This window comes from Plantactinospora sp. CNZ320 (assembly GCF_002846275.1).
In genome coordinates, this window is record NZ_PJMP01000001.1 from 1,511,212 (window position 1) to 1,527,979 (window position 16,768).

The 16,768-nt window shown below is 71.0% G+C and carries 20 protein-coding genes; 10 read left to right on the plus strand and 10 right to left on the minus strand.

Annotated elements, in window-relative coordinates; translation table 11 throughout:
* Positions 1 to 83: 83 nt before the first annotated feature.
* Both CLT71_RS06495 and CLT71_RS06500 read right to left on the minus strand, forming a co-directional pair.
* Positions 84 to 935 (minus strand): SAM-dependent methyltransferase, encoded by an 852-nt coding sequence (locus tag CLT71_RS06495; protein ID WP_199187533.1) that lies wholly within the window; start codon positions 933 to 935, stop codon positions 84 to 86.
* Between the two features lie 97 nt (positions 936 to 1,032).
* A complete protein-coding gene (locus tag CLT71_RS06500; protein ID WP_486483091.1) occupies positions 1,033 to 1,848 on the minus strand; it encodes a hypothetical protein in 816 nt (271 codons plus the stop codon).
* Positions 1,849 to 2,240: 392 nt separating this feature from the next.
* On the opposite strand from CLT71_RS06500, the gene CLT71_RS06505 reads away from it, so the two are divergent.
* The 4 genes from CLT71_RS06505 (at position 2,241) to CLT71_RS06520 (ending at position 6,316) form a co-directional block, all read left to right on the plus strand.
* A complete protein-coding gene (locus CLT71_RS06505) occupies positions 2,241 to 2,702 on the plus strand; it encodes a (2Fe-2S)-binding protein (protein WP_486483655.1) in 462 nt (153 codons plus the stop codon).
* A complete protein-coding gene (locus CLT71_RS06510; protein WP_101366310.1) occupies positions 2,699 to 3,676 on the plus strand; it encodes an FAD binding domain-containing protein in 978 nt (325 codons plus the stop codon). Before CLT71_RS06505 ends, CLT71_RS06510 begins: the two co-directional genes overlap by 4 nt.
* Complete coding sequence (locus CLT71_RS06515) at positions 3,673 to 5,889, plus strand: xanthine dehydrogenase family protein molybdopterin-binding subunit (protein WP_101366311.1); 2,217 nt, start codon at positions 3,673 to 3,675, stop codon at positions 5,887 to 5,889. The genes CLT71_RS06510 and CLT71_RS06515 overlap by 4 nt, the downstream gene beginning before the upstream one ends.
* A 76-nt stretch (positions 5,890 to 5,965) precedes the next feature.
* Complete coding sequence (locus CLT71_RS06520) at positions 5,966 to 6,316, plus strand: MmcQ/YjbR family DNA-binding protein (RefSeq protein ID WP_101366312.1); 351 nt, start codon at positions 5,966 to 5,968, stop codon at positions 6,314 to 6,316.
* A 34-nt stretch (positions 6,317 to 6,350) separates the two neighbouring features.
* On the opposite strand, the gene CLT71_RS06525 is transcribed toward CLT71_RS06520, so the two are convergent.
* The 4 genes from CLT71_RS06525 to fabG all read right to left on the minus strand — a co-directional run bounded on the left by CLT71_RS06525 (position 6,351) and on the right by fabG (position 9,257).
* Positions 6,351 to 6,695 carry a DMT family transporter gene (locus CLT71_RS06525; RefSeq protein WP_486483092.1) on the minus strand — a complete coding sequence of 115 codons (345 nt, stop codon included), beginning with the start codon at positions 6,693 to 6,695 and terminating at the stop codon, positions 6,351 to 6,353.
* 129 nt (positions 6,696 to 6,824) lie between these two features.
* On the minus strand, positions 6,825 to 7,307 hold the full coding sequence (locus CLT71_RS06530) for a MaoC family dehydratase (protein ID WP_101366313.1): 483 nt from the start codon (positions 7,305 to 7,307) through the stop codon (positions 6,825 to 6,827).
* Entirely contained in the window at positions 7,304 to 8,476 is a 1,173-nt protein-coding gene (locus CLT71_RS06535; RefSeq protein ID WP_101366314.1) for an acyl-CoA dehydrogenase family protein, read from the minus strand. The genes CLT71_RS06530 and CLT71_RS06535 overlap by 4 nt, the downstream gene beginning before the upstream one ends.
* 22 nt (positions 8,477 to 8,498) lie before the next feature.
* On the minus strand, positions 8,499 to 9,257 hold the full coding sequence (gene fabG / locus CLT71_RS06540; protein ID WP_101366315.1) for a 3-oxoacyl-ACP reductase FabG: 759 nt from the start codon (positions 9,255 to 9,257) through the stop codon (positions 8,499 to 8,501).
* A 193-nt stretch (positions 9,258 to 9,450) separates the two neighbouring features.
* Here fabG and CLT71_RS06545 point away from each other — a divergent pair, with 193 nt between their 5' ends.
* On the plus strand, positions 9,451 to 10,104 hold the full coding sequence (locus CLT71_RS06545) for a TetR/AcrR family transcriptional regulator C-terminal domain-containing protein (protein ID WP_101366316.1): 654 nt from the start codon (positions 9,451 to 9,453) through the stop codon (positions 10,102 to 10,104).
* Between the two features lie 40 nt (positions 10,105 to 10,144).
* Here CLT71_RS06545 and CLT71_RS06550 read toward each other — a convergent pair whose 3' ends face one another.
* The gene (locus tag CLT71_RS06550) at positions 10,145 to 10,330 is read right to left on the minus strand and encodes a hypothetical protein (RefSeq protein ID WP_101366317.1); all 186 of its coding nucleotides are present in this window, start codon (positions 10,328 to 10,330) and stop codon (positions 10,145 to 10,147) included.
* A gap of 12 nt (positions 10,331 to 10,342) precedes the next feature.
* Between CLT71_RS06550 and CLT71_RS06555 the strand changes: the two genes are divergently transcribed.
* Positions 10,343 to 10,747, plus strand: a complete 405-nt coding sequence (locus tag CLT71_RS06555) for a DUF5753 domain-containing protein (protein WP_486483093.1) — start codon at positions 10,343 to 10,345, stop codon at positions 10,745 to 10,747.
* Positions 10,747 to 10,968: a DUF397 domain-containing protein gene (locus CLT71_RS06560; protein ID WP_101366318.1), complete on the plus strand. Its 222-nt coding sequence runs from the start codon at positions 10,747 to 10,749 to the stop codon at positions 10,966 to 10,968. Before CLT71_RS06555 ends, CLT71_RS06560 begins: the two co-directional genes overlap by 1 nt.
* Before the next feature lie 11 nt (positions 10,969 to 10,979).
* Here CLT71_RS06560 and CLT71_RS06565 read toward each other — a convergent pair whose 3' ends face one another.
* The 3 genes from CLT71_RS06565 to CLT71_RS06575 form a co-directional block, all read right to left on the minus strand.
* Complete coding sequence (locus tag CLT71_RS06565) at positions 10,980 to 11,954, minus strand: fructosamine kinase family protein (RefSeq protein ID WP_486483094.1); 975 nt, start codon at positions 11,952 to 11,954, stop codon at positions 10,980 to 10,982.
* Between the two features lie 216 nt (positions 11,955 to 12,170).
* The gene (locus CLT71_RS06570; RefSeq protein ID WP_101366319.1) at positions 12,171 to 12,821 is read right to left on the minus strand and encodes a DsbA family oxidoreductase; all 651 of its coding nucleotides are present in this window, start codon (positions 12,819 to 12,821) and stop codon (positions 12,171 to 12,173) included.
* A 287-nt stretch (positions 12,822 to 13,108) separates the two neighbouring features.
* Positions 13,109 to 13,981 (minus strand): sigma-70 family RNA polymerase sigma factor, encoded by an 873-nt coding sequence (locus CLT71_RS06575; RefSeq protein WP_101366320.1) that lies wholly within the window; start codon positions 13,979 to 13,981, stop codon positions 13,109 to 13,111.
* Positions 13,982 to 14,135: 154 nt separating this feature from the next.
* Here CLT71_RS06575 and CLT71_RS06580 point away from each other — a divergent pair, with 154 nt between their 5' ends.
* The 3 genes from CLT71_RS06580 to CLT71_RS06590 all read left to right on the plus strand — a co-directional run bounded on the left by CLT71_RS06580 (position 14,136) and on the right by CLT71_RS06590 (position 16,672).
* Positions 14,136 to 14,594 (plus strand): carboxymuconolactone decarboxylase family protein, encoded by a 459-nt coding sequence (locus CLT71_RS06580; protein ID WP_101366321.1) that lies wholly within the window; start codon positions 14,136 to 14,138, stop codon positions 14,592 to 14,594.
* Positions 14,595 to 15,104: 510 nt separating this feature from the next.
* Positions 15,105 to 16,139 (plus strand): glycoside hydrolase family 11 protein, encoded by a 1,035-nt coding sequence (locus tag CLT71_RS06585; protein WP_101366322.1) that lies wholly within the window; start codon positions 15,105 to 15,107, stop codon positions 16,137 to 16,139.
* 134 nt (positions 16,140 to 16,273) lie between these two features.
* Positions 16,274 to 16,672 carry a VOC family protein gene (locus tag CLT71_RS06590; RefSeq protein WP_101366323.1) on the plus strand — a complete coding sequence of 133 codons (399 nt, stop codon included), beginning with the start codon at positions 16,274 to 16,276 and terminating at the stop codon, positions 16,670 to 16,672.
* The last annotated feature ends 96 nt before the right edge of the window (positions 16,673 to 16,768 follow it).

Sequence of the window (16,768 nt, forward strand, 5' to 3'; positions counted from 1 at the left end):
AGGCTTCCGCCGAGGTCAACCGGGGTGCCGGTGCGGCGGTGAAGACTTGCGGCAGTCGGCGTCATTCCGCGCGAGCCGCTTCGTCAGGGTCGGCGCAGCACGCCGCCGTACTCGTAGAACCGGGTCTCCTCGGCGCCCTTGCCCAGGTAGGGCCGGAGCGCCTCGTCGACCGGCGCCAGCGGCGGTTGGGTCGGGTCCGGGCGCCAGGTCCTGACGTTGACCAGCCCCGGGTCGACCGGTTCGAAGTCGCGGACGAACTCGGCCACCTCGTCGACCATGCGGTTCTTCCAGGTGATACCCATCTTCTCCACCATCGCGTTGCCGGCGTCCACCCCGGCCCGGTCGGTGCCGGCGAGCTGCGAGTAGCCGAGGTAGCTGCCCGGGGCCATCGCCTCGCGCAGCACCGCGAACAGGTGGCGGATCTTGTCGTCGTCGACGATGGAGTGGGTCACCGAGAGAAGCAGCACCGCGACCGGCTGCGAGAAGTCGATCATCTGGCGGACGTCCTCGTCGGCGAGGATCTTCTCCGGCTCGGTGACGTCGGCGGCGATCACCCGGGTCGTCTCGTCGTCGGCCAGCAGGGCTCGGCCGTGCGCCAGCACGATCGGGTCGACGTCGACGTAGACCACCCGGGCGTCGGGCTGGAACTGCTGCGCCACCTGGTGCACGTTCGCCTGGGTCGGCAACCCGCTGCCGAGGTCGAGGAACTGCCTGATGCCGAGGTCGCGGGCGAGGAACCGGACGGCCCGGTAGAGGAAGAGCCGGTTCTCCCGGGTCACGTCCAGACTGGCCGGGTACTGCGAGTTGACGAACTGCACCGCCGCCCGGTCCGCCGGGAAGTTGTCCTTGCCGCCGAGCGAGTAGTCGTACATCCGGGCCGAGGTCGGGACGTCGATCGGGAAGGCGGGGTAGCCTCCGTCGTTTGGCGCGGTCACGAGATCAGCTCCGTACGGGATCGAGGGGGACGGAACCCCAGGTTAGCGGTTCCGCCGAACCTCCCCTTGCGAGTGTCGCCCGAGCGGGGTCCTCCGTTCAGCGACCGCAGCCCACCCGGTGTGACGCGAGCGCGATGTCGTCGAGCCAGAGGTCGAAGTGGTCCGGGGTGGGACCGCCCTGATAGAGCTGCCAGCCGATCTTGACCGTGTCGGCCCGGGGTAGGACGAAGTCGACCGGGTTGCCGCCGTGCTCGGTGGTGGTGACGGTCATCTCCGGCTGGGCGACGCCGTCGATCCAGACCGCGACCCGGTTGTCGGTGGCGTCCCACTGCCACTCGAAGCACTGCCACCGGTCCTCCACGGTGGGCGCGGATTCCCGCCAGTTGGTCCAGTCGCCGGTCGGGCCGCCGTCGGCACCCACGCCCCAGTACGAGCCGCCGAGCGGTGGCGCCCACTGGCCGCCGATCGGCCGGACCACCTCGGCGCTGCCCGACCCGGTCGCCTCGACCAGGGTGAAGTGTGCCCAGTCGGGGGCGGTCGGGAAGGCGTCCACCTTCAACCGGATCCGGCCGTAGAAGCTGTTGCCGGGTGCGGCGAAGTCGTCCACCTTGAGGAAGGCCCGGCCGTTGCCCTCGGTGTGCACCCGCAGCACCTTGTCCTGCCGCTGCCGCTCGACGGTCAGGGTGCCGTCCTTGGTGTCGATGCCCCAGGCCAGCGAGGCGGCGCCACCGGTGGGCAGCCGTTCGAAGTCCTCGCAGAACAGCAGCGTACGCGGACCGCAGCCGCCGTGCCCTCCGCCATGGCCGCCGCCGTGCCCGGCCGGGCCGCCGGTGGCCTGCGCGGCGCCGCCGCTGGCCAGCACCGCAGCGGCGGTGAGGAGGATGAGGGGGAACCGTTTCGTCAGCCGGACCATGGCGCAAGAGCATGACAGATATCGATGGAGTACGCCACCCGGTGCGACCGATTCCGCACCGAACGCATCGACATCGACCATGTTCTTTGATTCACTGGGAGGCCCCGGCCGCGATCCGGTGCCCCACCGCACCGCGCGTAACCGTACGCGCCCGCACCGGCCGGCGGCACGTGGCGGAGGTGTGTGTGATGAGCAGTGAGTCCAGATCGGACTCGCCCCCGGTCGACGTCCCGACCCCCGGGGTGTCCCGGCGCGGAGTGCTGCACCGGACGGCGGTCGCGTCCGCCGGGCTGGCCGTCGGCGCGACCACCGGGCCGGCGATCGGCACCGGACTGGCCGAACGCGCCGCGGCGGCGCCGGCACCGGAACCGGCCCGCGCCTCGACTGTCGAGATCACGCTCCTGGTCAACGGCCGTACCGAGCGGCTGCGGATCGACTCCCGGGTGACCCTGCTCGACGCGCTGCGCGAACGGCTCGGGCTGACCGGCTCGAAGAAGGGCTGCGACCGGGGCCAGTGCGGCGCCTGCACGGTGCACGTCGACGGTCGCCGGGTGCTCGCCTGCCTGACCCTGGCAGCGGCAACCGCCGGCCGTCGGGTCACCACCGTCGAGGGGCTGGCCGACGGCGACCGGCTGCACCCGGTGCAGCAGGCGTTCATCGACTGCGACGCCTTCCAGTGCGGGTTCTGCACCTCCGGGCAGATCATGTCGGCGGTCGCCCTGCTCGACGAGGGGCACACCGGCTCCGACGACGAGATCCGCGAACACATGTCAGGCAACATCTGCCGCTGCGGGGCGTACGAGAACATCGTGGCCGCCGTCCGGACGGCCCGGCGCAGCGGGGCGGACCGATGAGGCCCTTCGACTACACGACCGCGCAGGACGTGTCGCAGGCGCTGGCCGGCGGTGGCGCCGGCACGGCGTACCTGGCCGGCGGGACCACACTCGTGGACCTGATGAAGCTCGAGGTGATGACCCCACGGCAGGTGGTGGACATCAACCGGCTGCCGCTGCGCGGCGTCTCGGCCGACCGGGACGGGCTGCACATCGGTGCGCTGGAACGGATGAGCGACGTGGCCGGGCACCGGCTGGTGACCGGCGGATACCCGGTGCTCGCTCAGGCCCTGCTGCGCAGCGCCTCACCGCAGCTGCGCAACATGGCGAGCATCGGCGGCAACCTGCTGCAACGGGTCCGCTGCGGCTATTTCCGGGACACCAGCACCGGCTGCAACAAGCGCCAGCCCGGCTCCGGCTGCCCGGCCGTCGAAGGCGAGAACCGCGGCCACGCCATCCTCGGCACCAGCGACTCCTGCGTCGCCACCCACCCCAGCGACCTGGCGGTGGCCCTGGTCGCGCTGGACGCCCGCGTCCGGCTGGTCGGTCGGGGCGGTACCCGGGACGTCCGGCTCGCCGACTTCTACCTGCTGCCCGGCGACACCCCGCAGCGGGAGCACGACCTGCGCCCGGGTGAGCTGGTCACCCGGGTCACCGTGCCGCCGCTGCCCTGGGCCACCCGATCGGCGTACCTGAAGATCCGCGACCGCCAGTCGTACGAGTTCGCCCTCGCCTCGGCGGCGGTGGCGCTGGACCTGCACCGTGGCGTGGTCCGGGACGTACGGGTGGCGGTCGGTGGGGTCGGCACCCGGCCCTGGCGGCTGCCTGCGGTGGAGGACGCGCTACGCGGCAGGCCCGCCCGGCCGGAGGTGTTCGAGGCGGTCGCCGAGCTGGCCGTCGACGCGGCCCGGCCCTTGGCGCACAACGGATTCAAGACGACGCTGCTGCGGCGCACCATCGTGCGCGCCCTGACGAACCTGGTGGAGTCGAGATGAGCGGCGCTGCACGGACGGTCTCGGTCAACCGGGTCGACGGCCGACTCAAGGTCACCGGCACGGCCCGGTACGCCGCCGACCAGCCGGTCGAGCGGCTCGCGCACGGCTACCTGCTGGTCAGTACGGTGGCCCGGGGCACGATCCGGGCGATGGACGTGACCGCCGCCGAGGCCGCCCCCGGGGTGCTCGCCGTCTACACCCCGTTCCGCTCGCTGGCACTGCTCGGCAGCGGCACCCCGTTCAGTGTCGGGCACAGTTGGCTGCCGTTGCAGGACGCCGAGGTGCACCATCACGGCCAGGCGGTCGGGCTGGTGGTGGCGGAGACGTTCGAGCAGGCCCGGGACGCGGCGGCACTGATCAGGGTCGACTACGACGTACGACCCGCGAGGGTCTCCTTCGCCGCCGGCGTCCCGGGGGCCACCGACCCCGGCCCGATCGGCGGCGACCCGGCCCGGCTGGAGTTCCTGGCCGACGGGGTCGGTTCGATCGACGAGGCGCTGGCCGCCAGCGAGGTGACCGTCTCCGGCACCTACCAGCAGCCGGGCAAGCACCACAGCGCGATGGAGCCGCACGCCTGCGTCGCCGCCTGGCAGGACGGCGCACTCACCCTCTACACCGGCACCCAGAGCGCGTCGCTCACCGTCGGCGCGATGGCGGCGGCACTCGGCGTCGAGGCGGCCAAGGTCCGGGTGGTCAGCCCGCACGTCGGGGGCGGCTTCGGCAACAAGATCGCCACCTGGGCACATCCGCTGCTCGCCGCGGCTGCCGCGCGTACCCTGGGCCGGCCGGTGAAGGTGGTGCTGACCCGGGAGCAGACCTTCACGGTCAGCGGAAACCGCTCCGCCGTACGCCAGACGGTGAGCCTGGGCGCCCGCCGGGACGGCACCCTGGTCGCGATCAAACACCAGGTCTGGTCGAGCCAGTCCGCCTCGGGCGGCATCTACGAGACGTCCGCGCACGCCACCTCGCGCTATCTCTACCGCACCGAGAACCTGCACCTCGACCAGAAGATCGTGACGCTGGACGGGCCGCCGCCGACCTGGATGCGGGCGCCCGGCCAGGAGTCCGGCTCCTTCGGGCTGGAGACCGCGCTGGACGAACTCGCCGCCAAGCTGCGACTGGATCCGGTGGAGCTGCGGCTGCGCAACGACGCCACCGTCTTTCCGGGCCGGAACGTGCCATGGTCGAGCAAGCACCTGGCCGAGTGCTACCGGGTCGGCGCGAAACGCTTCGGCTGGACCCGACGCAACCCCACGCCCGGTGCCGTCGTACGCGGCGAGTGGCTTGTCGGGATGGGCATGGCCACCGCCAACTATCCCGGCGAGCGGTTCCCGGCCTCGGTGCAGGTACGCTTCCGGCCCGACGGAGACGTCTCGGTCGCCAGCGCCACCGCCGACCTCGGCACCGGCATGTGGACGGTGCTGGCGGTGCTCGGCGCGGAGGCGCTCGGCCTGCCGGTCTCCCGGATCCGCAGCGACCTCGGCGACTCGACGCTGGCCGCCAACATCGGCTCGTTCGGCTCGGCCTCCACCGCGAGTACCGGCCCGGCGGTGGCCACCGCCGCCGAGGCGGCCAAGACGGCGCTAATCACCCTCGCCGTGACCGACGATCGGTCACCACTTCACGGGGTGCCCGCCGCCGACGTCCGGTACGACCGGGGTGAACTCGTCGCCCCCGACCGGCGGATCGGCTTTGCGGAGCTGCTCCGCGCGGTCGGGTCGGAGGGCGTCGAGGCGACCGGCAACGCGGGACCCGGCCCGGAGCACGGGCAGCACGCCTTCACCTCGTTCGGCGCGCACTTCTGCGAGGTACGGGTCAACCGGTGGACCGGTGAACCCCGGCTGAGCCGGATGACCACGGTGATCGACGGCGGCGCGATCATCAACGCCAAGACCGCCCGCAGCCAGATCATCGGCGGGGTCATCTTCGGCATCGGCCAGGCGCTGCTGGAGGGTGCCGTCGTCGAGCCGGAGACCGGCCGGATCGCGAATGCCAACTTCGCCGACTACCTGCTGCCGGTCAACGCCGACGTGCCCCCGATCGACGTGCACTTCCTCGACCACCCGGACCTGCTGTTCAACCCGCTCGGTGCCCGGGGGATCGGCGAGATCGGCACGGTCGGGGTCGCCGCGGCGATCGGCAACGCGGTCTACAACGCCACCGGGCGGCGGATCCGGGAGCTGCCGATCAGCCTGGACAAGCTGCTCGCCTGAGGACGGCTTGGCCGGGGCCGGGTCCTCTGTCAGGATGGGCGGGATCATGCCCGATCCATCTGCGGGGAGAATACCGGTGACCTGGGCGGAGATGCTCGCCTACTGCCTGGCGAAGCCGGGCGCGTGGCAGGACGAGCCGTGGGAGGGCGACGTGGTGGTCAAGGTCGGGCCGAAGGTCTTCGCCTTCCTCGGCCAGGAGTCGCGCTCCAGTGTCGGGGTCAAGTGCGGCCCGAGCCGGGAGGTGGCCGACGAGTGGCTGCACCGGTTTCCGGACGACGCCTCGGTGATGGCCTACATCGGGCGCTCCGGCTGGAACACGCTGCGGCTCGGCGCGGGGATTCCCGACGACGAGCTGCGGGAGGCGGTGGACGGTTCCTACTCTGCGGTCGTGGCCAAGCTGCCGAAACGCGACCGCCCGCCCACCTGACCGCAGCGACGCGAGGCGGGCGGGCGACGGCCGGTCAGTGTGCCATTCCCCCGCCGACGTTGAGCACCACGACCCCGGCGACGATGAGGCCGATTCCGACAACCTTGGTGAGGGTGATCGGCTCGCCGAGGAAGGTGGCGCCGATCGCGACGATCGCCGCCGTACCCAGGCCGGACCAGATCGCGTAGGCGACACCGACCGGCACCTGCCGGACCGCCTGGGAGAGCGCCACGAAGGAGACCAGGTAACCGGCGAGGCAGGCCACCGTCGGCCAGAGCCGGGTGAACCCGTGGGTCGCCTTGAGGGTACTGGTGGCGAAGACCTCGGCACCGATCGCCACGAAGAGGAACAGGTACGCCACGGCATCCTCCGCCAGCATTCTTGCCGGTGCTTCCGGGTGTCTTCGAGCCGGCGATCTCGGGTCGGGTCGGGTGCGGGGTGGGGATGGTCGCTCACGTAGGCTGCCGGCCGTCCCCCAGCGGACGCCGCCGCGCCACGCCACGACACGTCACACGGTTTGGACCGGTTCCTCCTCGGCAGCGTAGAGCCGGGTGACGGTTTCGGCGACGCAACACGGCTTGCCGCCCCGTTCCGGCTCGACGGTGACCCGGGTGAGCACCTGCACCCCACCGCCGGAGACCGGGTCGACCTGGAGCAGTTCGGCACTGACCCGGACCGCGTCACCGGTCAGCAGCGGGGCGGGGAAACGCACCCGGTTCAGCCCGTAGTTGATCGCCAGCCGGATCCCCTCGACCCGGTAGAGGTCACGGACCAGCACCGGCAGCAGGGAGAGGGTGAGGAACCCGTGCGCCACCGTCGTCCCGTACGGGCCGGCGGCCGCCCGCTCCGGGTCGACGTGTATCCACTGGTGGTCGCCGGTGGCGTCGGCAAAGGCGTTCACCCGGTCCTGCTCGATCCGGTGCCACGGGCCGGGGCCGAGCTGCTCGCCGACCGCACCGGCGAGTTCGTGCAGCGAGGCGAACGTCCTCATTCCAGGTGCCCTCCGAGCTTGGTGTAACCGCGGAGCAGATCCCGCGAGATGATCAGTCGTTGCATCTCGTCCGTGCCCTCGAAGATGCGCAGCAGCCGGACCTGCCGGTACCAGCGCTCGATCGGCAGCTCCCGGGTGTAGCCCATGCCGCCGTGGATCTGCATCACCCGGTCGACCACCCGGTTGACCATGCCGGCGCCGTAGAGCTTCGCCATCGAGGTGGCGTGTCGGGCGTCGTGGCCGGTGTCGACCGTCCAGGCGGCCCGGAGCACCAGCCAGCGGGCCGCCTCCAGCTCGGTCTCCGAATCCGCGATCATCCACTGGATCGCCTGGTTGGCGCCGATCGGCTTGCCGAAGGTCTGCCGGGTGTTGGCGTACTCGATGGCCATCCCCAGGGCGCGTTCGGCGATGCCCAGCGCGTGCGACGGGATCAGGTAACGTCCCTTGCCGATCCAGCGCATGCCGAGGGTGAAGCCCTGGCCCAGCTCGCCGAGGATGTTGCGGTGCGGCACGCGTACGTCGTCGAAGACCAGCGACGCCGGCCCGCCCTCCCCCATCGTCTGGATGGGTTCGGAGGTCCAGCCCATCGTCCGGTCCACCAGAAACGCGGTCGCTCCGCCGTCGTGCACCTTGCGGTCCGGGTCGGTCACCGCGACGACGATGGCGAAGTCCGCCTCGTTGCCGTTGGTGATGAAGGTCTTCTCTCCGCGCAGCACCCAGTCGTCGCCGTCGCGCCTGGCCCGCAGCCGGATGTTGGCCACGTCCGAACCGGCGCCCGGTTCGGTGATGGCGAAACAGGAGATCCGATCGCCCTCGATGGTGGGAATCAGGAACTCCTCGCGCTGTGCCGCGTCGGCCTCGAAGAGGATGTTGTCCGCCTCGCCGCCGAACCGGAACGGTACGAAGCTGCGCCCGATCTCGGTCCAGATCAGCGACTGGGTCACGGCGGGCAGGGCCATCCCGCCGTACTCCTCGGGGGTGTCCAGCCCCCAGAAGCCGAACGCCTTCGCCTTGAGCTGGAGTTCCCGCAGTTCGTCGTGGCGCAGGCCAGGCTGGTGGGCCCGTTCCCGGCGCAGCACCTCCGACTCCAGCGGCATCACCTCGTTGCGGATGAAGGCGCGGGCGGTGTCGCGGATCGCCCGTTCCTCCTCGCCGAGCGAGAAGTCCATGCTGTCCCGTCCTCCCCCGACGCTAGCGTGCGCCGCCGTTGACGTAGAGGGTCTGGCCGCTGACGTAGGAGGCGTCGTCGCTGGCCAGGAAGGCGATCACCGAGGCGATCTCCTCCGGCTGGCCGACCCGGCGCAGCGGGGTCTGCTCGGCCGCGTACTTCTGGTGCTCCTCCGGGGTGGCTCCGACCCGCTCGGCGGTGGCCGCGGTCATCGCGGTGGCGATGTAGCCGGGCGCGACGGCGTTGACGTTGATGTTGAAGGGGCCGAGTTCGATCGCGAGGGTGGCGGTGAGCCCCTGCACCCCGGCCTTGGCCGCCGCGTAGTTGACCTGGCCCCGGTTGCCGAGCGCGGAGCGGCTGCTGAGGTTGACGATCCTGCCGTACTTCGCCTTCACCATGTGCCGCTGTGCCGCCTGGCAGCAGTGGAACATGCTGGTCAGGTTGGTGGTGATCACCGCGTCCCACTCGTCGGCCGGCATCTTGAACAGCAGGTTGTCCCGGGTGATCCCGGCGTTGTTCACCAGCACGTCGAGTCGGCCGTGCGCCGCGACGACCTCGTCGAAGGTGGCCGAGACCGCCGCACCGTCGGTGACGTCGCAGCCGTACCCGATGGCTTTTCCGCCGGCCTGGACGATCTCGTCGGCGGTCTGCCGCGCCCGCTCGGCGGCCAGGTCGACGACGGCCACGGTGGCCCCCTCGGCGGCCAGCCGCCGCGCGGTGGCCGCACCGATCCCCTGGGCCGCCCCGGTGACGACGGCGACCCGGTCGGCGAATCTGCCCACGTTGCACTCCTCGCTGGTGGATTCGGGTGACCGGGAGGGTTTCTCCGAGCGAAGCTCCGCCCTGCCGTCGACCCGGGCCGGCGGTGTCCCGGCCGTTGCCCGTTAAACTAGCGCTGGAAGTTTTCCCGCGCCAGTCCCCCAGCGTGCCAGAGCACGGACTCGTCCAGGATCCCGAGCAGGAGGGCGACCCAGGATGCCGCGACCTCGTCAGGCCCTGTTGAGCCGGCAGCGGATCATCGAGGCCGCCGCCGCGCTCATCGACGCCGAAGGGCTGGAGGCGCTCTCCACCCGCCGCCTGGCGACCGAACTCGGGGTACGCGGCCCGTCGCTCTACAACCACTTCGCCACCAAGGACGAGATCCTCGACGCGGTGGCCGACGCCATCACGGCAGAGGTCGACGTCTCCTACTTCGCCACCCACGACTGGCGGGACGCGCTGCGACTGTGGGGGCACTCCTACCGGCAGGCGCTGGTCGCGCACAGCAACATCGTGCCGTACCTGGCGCAGGGTCCGGGGCGCCGACCAGCCGCGCTGGCCATGGCGGACGCCGTCTACGGCGGGCTGGTCAGGGCTGGCTGGCCGCCGGCCCGGGCCACCCACATCGGCGCGCTGATGCGCTATTTCGTCGCCGGTTCGGCGCTCGGTTCCTTCGCCCGGGGCTTCGTCGAGGATCCGCAGCTCTACGCCGCGCGCTATCCGCACCTGAGTCAGGCGCACCGGCTCGCCGAGCACCAGCGCAGCGTCGACGAGGGTGCCTTCGCGCTCGGCCTGGACGCCCTGATCGACGGCCTGGCCCGGACCTACGAACGGATCGTCGGCCCGCTGCCACCCCTGCCGGCGAACTGACCGGCGCCGCGGCCGCCCGAGAGGGCTGGCTGTTCCCCCATCAGTCCGCCGGCTCGATGCAGGGCCCGTCGTGGTCGGCCCGCGACGGGCAGCGACGGCCACCGGGCAACGGCTGGTCACAGCAGACCCGATGGTGTACGTGCGGCGCGTCCTCCGCGCAGACCGTGGCCTGCCCCGCGTCGATTTCCGGCAGGAAGCCGATCGACAGGGCGAGCACGTACGCCAACTCGATGCGTCAATGATGCAGTTGCGGCTGGACCGGCAGCGGGTGCTGGAGCCCGACTTCGGGGTCACCGTTTCGGCGGTACTCGACGAGAGCGTGCTCCGCCGTCCGGTCGGCTGCCCGGCGCTGATGCGCGGCCAACTGAAGCATCTCGGTGAAGTGCTGCGCCGGCCCAACGTGGAGGTCCGGGTCCTTCCCGCCAGCATCGGCCTGCACCCCGGCCTCGACGGCTCGTTCTGGCTGTTCAAGATGCCGAAGCCCTACCCCGAGGTCGCCTACGCCGAACACCTCGGCGGCCGGCTCTTCATGGAAGCGCCGAAATCCAAACGGTACGCGGAGGCGTACGCTCAGTTGCAGCAGATGGCGCTCGGCCCGACCGGGTCGGCGAGGCTGATCGCGACGATCGCGGAGGAGTTGTGATGAGCGAGTCCCTGCCGGCGGTTGCCTGGCACATCAGCACGAAAAGCGCGAGCAACGGCGGAAGCTGTGTCGAAGCCGGCCCGCTGCTCGACGGCTCCGGCCGAGTCGCCGTACGGCACAGCAAGGCACCGGACGCGGCGGTGATCGTCTACACCCGACCGGAGTGGGACGCCTTCCTGGCCGGCGCCAAGGACGGCGAGTTCGACTTCCCATCCGCCTGACCGACGGCCGGTCAGGTGGTTCGGGTCCGGAACGGGGCGAGGGTGGCCCGGATCTGGTCGGCCGTGCCCCAGTCGTCGTCGAACTGGGCCAGTACGGCGAGGTGTTGGCGCAGCTGGATGATCGGCATCCGTGCCTGCCAGCCAGCGTCGAGGGAGGTCAGCTCCGGATAGACCGCGAAGAAGCGCTGCGCCTCGGGCGGAGGCGCGGTGGTCCACAGGTGCGCGAGGTCCACCTCGGCCCACATGTAGGAAACCGCCGGGTCGATCACCGCCGGCCCCCCGTCCGGGGTCGCCATGACGTTCTGCGCCCACAGGTCGCCGTGGGTCAGGCAGGCCGGCCGCTCCGGCAGCAGGTCGGGCAGCCGGTGACACAGCCGCTCCAGCGCAGCCCGGTCCTCGCGGTCGAGTGCCGCGTCGACCCGGGGCTGCCCGAGCCACCGGAGCAGCCGGTGCTGTGCGAAGAACGCGAAGCCGTCGTCGTCCCAGGTGTTGATCTGCCGACGGCGACCCAGCCAGTTGTCGCGGTGCCATCCGAAGCGCGGATGGGTGGTGCTGGTGTGCAGCCCGGCCAGCGCGTGGGCGAACTGCTCCCAGAAGGTCTCGCTGTGCGGCCTCGGCCGCAACAGCGACAGCACCAGCAGTTCCCTGTCCGCCAGGATCACCTCGGGGGTCGCCAGGCCGCCGAGGTCGCGCAGCGCGGCCAGCCCTTCGGCCTCCGTGACGAAGACGTCGTCAGCCGGCTCTTCCGCCTCCGTGGCAATGACCTCGTCGGCCGCCCCCTCGCCCGCCGAGCCGAAGACGGCGTCGGACGGCGCTCTGTCGGAAGGCGTTTCGTCGAACGCCTTCACGAAGACCGGGGGTGCGTTCCGGCGGGTGGCTGTTCCGGCGAGCGCCGCGAGCCCACCCGTCGCCGGCTCCACCGCGACGACATCGCGCATCCCGGCCCGGAGCACGCACTCCAGCAGATACGTCGCCGAGCCCGTCACCGGCACGCTCCCCTCGTCCAGGTGCGGCGGTCAGCGACGCCGCATGGCGTACCAGGCGGCGCCGGCCACCACGACGGCCAGCGACACGAGGCAGCAGACGAGGGTCAGCAGATGCAACGGCTTGATAGCGCCCATGCCGGCTGACCCTAGTCGACGAAGCATCGGATCCGGCGGCCCGGCTCCGGCGACCGCCGACGTGCAGGGCGCACCGACGCCTCAGCGGGCTCCGGCACCCAATTCCCGGTGGGCGGTACGCAGCGCGGAGAGGAACGCCTCGACCGGCTGCGCGCCGGAGATGCCGTACCTGCGATCCAGCACGAAGAAGGGTACGCCGCTCGCACCGAACGCTCTGGCCTGCGCGATGTCGGCCTCGACCTCCGTGGCGTACTCGTCACCGGCCAGTACCCGGCGGGCCGCCTCGGCCGGTACCCCGACCTCGGTGCCGAGCCGGACCAGCGTCTCGGTGTCGTCGACGTTCTCCGCCTCGACCAGGTTGGCCCGCAGCAGCCGTTCGTGCAGCTCGGTGCCGAGCCCGTACTCCCGGGCCAGGTGGGTCAGCCGGTGCGCGTCGAAGGTGTTCGCCATGATCGACCGGTCGAGGTGGTAGTCCAGTCCCTCCTCGGCGGCGAGCGCGGTCACCTGCCGCTGCATCGCGGCGACCTGGGCCGGCGAGACGCCGAGCTTCTCGCGCAGCGCCTCCGGCACGGGTCGGGGCTCGCCCTTGGGGTAGGACGGGTCGAGCTGGAAGCTGCGCCAGGTGACCTCGACCTCGTCGGCGTGCTCGAACTCCCCGAGCGCCTTCTCCAGCCGCCGCTTCCCGAGATAGCACCACGGGCAGACGATGTCGGACCACACTTCGAGTCGCACTGAATTCTCTCCTCGGTTCACCAGCAGGTTCCGTCCGAGCACACCGGGGCGTCCGCATCGCCGGTGAGCATCACCAGACCCGGTACCGCCGGAAGGTGCGCCGGCTCTGTGGGCTCGTCACCTGGTACGTCCGGTTCGGCGGTCGACGGGACAGCCGACCCGGCTGTCGGCAATTCCGCCTCTGACCTGCTCTGACTCATCAAGGCTCCCCTGCTGCTCCTTCTCGCCCAACCTGATGCGCGTCAGGTTCATTCCAGGGCAGATTCATTCCAGGGCTGAGGCTCAGCTCACTCGCCCACCCCCGTGACGTCGAGTTCGCACAACTGCTCCGGGTCGGCGACGGCGTCCACGGCGCGGATCCGGCCGTTGGTGACGACGAAGCTGATCGCGATCCGAACCTGCCCGTCGAGCAGCACCACCGCACCCGGCGCGCCGTCGACGACCGCCGTCCGCGCGCTCTGGGCCCGGCCGGCGAAGAAGGTGGCGACCTGCTCCGCGCCCCGCAACTCGGTGCGTCCGCCGAGCCGGGCGACGGCCTGGTCGGCCCGGACCACCACGTCCGGGTCGAGCAGGGTGAGCAGCCTGCCGACCTCGCCGCCCCGCGCGGCGGTGAGGAAGGCGTCGACGATCTCGCGCTGCCGGGACAGGTCCGCCTCCGGGGTGGCGGCGCCCGCCTGGACCCGGCGGCGGGCCCGGCTGGCGAGCTGCCGGGACGCGGCAGGGCTGCGCCCGACGATCGGGGCGATCTCGTCGTAGGAGACCGCGAACAGGTCGTGCAGGACGAAGGCCAGCCGCTCGGCCGGGGTGAGGGTCTCCAGCACGACAAGCAGGGCCAGCCCGACCGAGTCGGCCAGCATCACCTCGCGCTCCGGATCGGCCTGCTCGGCGACCGCGACCGGTTCGGGGGTACGCGCATCGAGCGGCTCCTCGCGGCGGGAGCCGCGCGACCGGAGCATGTCCAGGCAGATCCGGCCGACCACCGTGGTCAGCCAGGCACCGAGGTTGTCGACTTCGCTGGTGTCGGTCCGGCTCAGCCGCAGCCACGCCTCCTGGACCGCGTCGTCCGCCTCGGCCGACGATCCGAGCATCCGGTACGCCACGGCCCGCAACTGCTGCCGGTTCCGCTCGAACCGCTGCGCCAGCAGGTCCTCGTCCCTCACGGTTGTGCCCTTCACTTCGCCGTTACTTTGCCCGTATTTGTGAGTTATGCCACTTTCGTCACAGCGCCCTCGTCGGGGTCGTCACTACAGCGACGGACGAAAACGGGCCGGCGTGACAACGACACCGGCCCACCATGTCGTAAGGGAGTCAGTAATGCAGGCACGGCTCAACAATCCCGCCGCGCTTCTGCCGGAGGCGGTAACGGCGATCAACCTGCTCTACAAGGAGAGCCACTCGGTCGGACTGCCGGCGTCCACACTGGAGCTCGTACACCTGCGGGCCAGTCAGATCAACGGGTGCGGGGCGTGCGTGGACAGCGGCGCCCGGGCCGCGAGGAAGAACGGCGAGACCGACGAGCGGCTCTTCTCGGTGGCGGCCTGGCGGGAGACGCCGTACTTCACCGACGCCGAGCGGGCGGCGCTGGCCCTCGCCGAGTCGGCCACCCGGCTGGCCGACCGGGCCGACGCGGTACCGGACGAGATCTGGGCGGAGGCGGCCCGGCACTTCGACGAGCGGGAGTTGGCGGCGCTGGTGCTCTGGATCGCCACCACCAACTTCTTCAACCGGATCAACGTCACCACCCGGCAGCCGGCTCCGCAGAACTGGGGCTGACCCACGCCGTTTCCTCCTCACCAGCACTCGCGGGTGGCGGTCGACCGCCACCCGCGAGTTCGTTTCCGCGAGGCCGCTCCCTGCGCACCGTTCACCCTCGACATGGTCCGGAAGTTCTCCGTAACTTTCGGTCACGCCTCTCCGGATCTTGGCTATCCGAGTGTCTTTTCGGTCGACGGACCACTGTCCCGACCGGTCAGCCAACCCTCTGACCTGCATAGACAACCCCGGGCCGAATCGTTGACAGCAGAAGGTTTCCGCAATATTTCCGGGAAGCGTTGACATGTGACCGGAGGCCGACCAATACTGACGCCATCGGCAGACCTCCACCACTGTCGATGGCTTAACGGCACGTTCCGCTCCTCCGGTTGTCGACCGCGCGACGACCGGCCCACCACCACCGCGCCGTACGACGCCGGTGCCCGGTGCCCGTTACCGGGGGCTGACCGCCCTGCCGGGTCGTACCGCGCCGCTGGCCCCCGCCAGCCACCACGAGGAGGAAGCAACTAGATGAACGACACGCACCACACCCCCACCAGACCGAGAAAGCGCGGCATCCGGCTGCTCTTCGGAGCCGCCTGTGCCCTGGCGCTGACGGTCAGCGGCACGGTGCTCGCGCCCAGCGCGCACGCCGAGGCCGACCGGCAAGTCTGCTCGAACACCACCGGCTCGCACAACGGGTTCTACTTCTCGTTCTGGAAGGACAGCGGCGACGCCTGCATGGTGCTGCGCGAGAACGGGCGGTACTCCAGCTCGTGGAGCAGGAGCACCAACAACTGGGTCGGCGGCAAGGGCTGGTCCAGCGGCGGCCGGCGGACGGTCAGCTACTCGGGTACGTACAACCCGGGTAACAACAACACCTACCTCGCCCTGTACGGATGGACGCGGAACCCGCTCATCGAGTACTACGTCGTGGAGAACTTCGGTAGCTACAACCCGAGCAGCGGCGCCACCCGGCTGGGCACGGTGACCACCGACGGTGGCACCTACGACATCCTCCGCAGCCAGCGGGTCAACCAGCCGTCGATCGACGGTACCGCCACGTTCTACCAGTACTGGAGCGTCCGGCAGCAGAAGCGCAGCAGCGGCACGATCACCTTCGGCAACCACATGGACGCCTGGGCGCGCGCCGGCCTCAACCTCGGCAGCAGCTGGGCCTACCAGGTGATGGCGACCGAGGGCTACCAGAGCCAGGGAAGCTCCGACATCACGGTCCGGGAGGGCGGCGGCAGTGATCCCGGCCCCGGTCCCACCACCGGCCCGACCAACCCGCCGGGCGGCGGTAACTGCTCGGTCAGCGTCAGCCGTGCCGAGGACTGGAGCGACCGGTTCAACACGACCTTCTCGGTCAGCGGTGCGAGCAACTGGGTCGTCACCATCCGCACCAACGGCGGCCAGAGCCTGCAGAACAGCTGGAACGCGTCGGTCAGCGGCTCAAGTGGCACCCTCACGGCACGCCCGAACGGCAACGGCAACAACTTCGGGATCACGCTCTACAAGAACGGCAACAACACCACACCCACCGCGAGCTGCTCAACAGGCTGACCCTGGGTGGGGTGGGATGCGGTGCCGACGGTGATTCGCGACGCGGACTGACCCGAACACCGGAACACCGCTCCTGTGGCGCGGCGGCCATTGGCCGCCGCGCCACACTGTTGTCCTCCGGTTAGCATCCCGGCATGACGATGATCAGTCAGATCTCGCTCGGGGTCACCGACGACAAGCGGGCCGGAGAATTCTGGCGGCAGGCGCTCGGCTACGTGCGCCGGCCACCCCGGTACCCCGGCGACGACTGGATCGTCCTCGAACCGCCGCCCGGGGTCCCCGGCAGCGCCATCGCGCTGGACGTCAGCGAGAGCCCTGCCGAGCAGTTCCCCCGGATCCACCTCGACCTCAGAGCCGACGACCGCGACCTGGACGAGGAGGTCGACCGGCTCGTCGCACTCGGCGCCCGCCGGGTCGACTGGCCGCACTACCCCGGCGATGACGACCCGGAGCCCCCAGGGACCCGCCTCCGGTACGTCGTACTGGCCGACACCGAGGGCAACGTCTTCTGTGTGGAGGAAGGCGGCCACTGAGCCGGCGGGTGGAAGGTGGTGGCCCGGGCCAGCCACTGGGACCCGTTCGGCTGACCCCGGCCGGTCGGGTGGTTGACTGTCCCGCGATGACGGAAG

Excerpts from the sequence above, each read along its gene's own strand:
- CLT71_RS06545 (WP_101366316.1), top strand. The coding sequence starts at position 9,451 with ATGCCGCGACCTCGTCAGGCCCTGTTGAGCCGGCAGCGGATCATCGAG.
- CLT71_RS06510 (WP_101366310.1), top strand. The coding sequence starts at position 2,699 with ATGAGGCCCTTCGACTACACGACCGCGCAGGACGTGTCGCAGGCGCTG.
- CLT71_RS06580 (WP_101366321.1), top strand. The coding sequence starts at position 14,136 with ATGCAGGCACGGCTCAACAATCCCGCCGCGCTTCTGCCGGAGGCGGTA.
- CLT71_RS06585 (WP_101366322.1), top strand. The coding sequence starts at position 15,105 with ATGAACGACACGCACCACACCCCCACCAGACCGAGAAAGCGCGGCATC.
- CLT71_RS06530 (WP_101366313.1), bottom strand. The coding sequence starts at position 7,307 with ATGAGGACGTTCGCCTCGCTGCACGAACTCGCCGGTGCGGTCGGCGAG.
- CLT71_RS06535 (WP_101366314.1), bottom strand. The coding sequence starts at position 8,476 with ATGGACTTCTCGCTCGGCGAGGAGGAACGGGCGATCCGCGACACCGCC.
- CLT71_RS06590 (WP_101366323.1), top strand. The coding sequence starts at position 16,274 with ATGACGATGATCAGTCAGATCTCGCTCGGGGTCACCGACGACAAGCGG.
- CLT71_RS06555 (WP_486483093.1), top strand. The coding sequence starts at position 10,343 with ATGATGCAGTTGCGGCTGGACCGGCAGCGGGTGCTGGAGCCCGACTTC.
- CLT71_RS06515 (WP_101366311.1), top strand. The coding sequence starts at position 3,673 with ATGAGCGGCGCTGCACGGACGGTCTCGGTCAACCGGGTCGACGGCCGA.
- CLT71_RS06500 (WP_486483091.1), bottom strand. The coding sequence starts at position 1,848 with ATGGTCCGGCTGACGAAACGGTTCCCCCTCATCCTCCTCACCGCCGCT.
- CLT71_RS06525 (WP_486483092.1), bottom strand. The coding sequence starts at position 6,695 with ATGCTGGCGGAGGATGCCGTGGCGTACCTGTTCCTCTTCGTGGCGATC.
- CLT71_RS06560 (WP_101366318.1), top strand. The coding sequence starts at position 10,747 with ATGAGCGAGTCCCTGCCGGCGGTTGCCTGGCACATCAGCACGAAAAGC.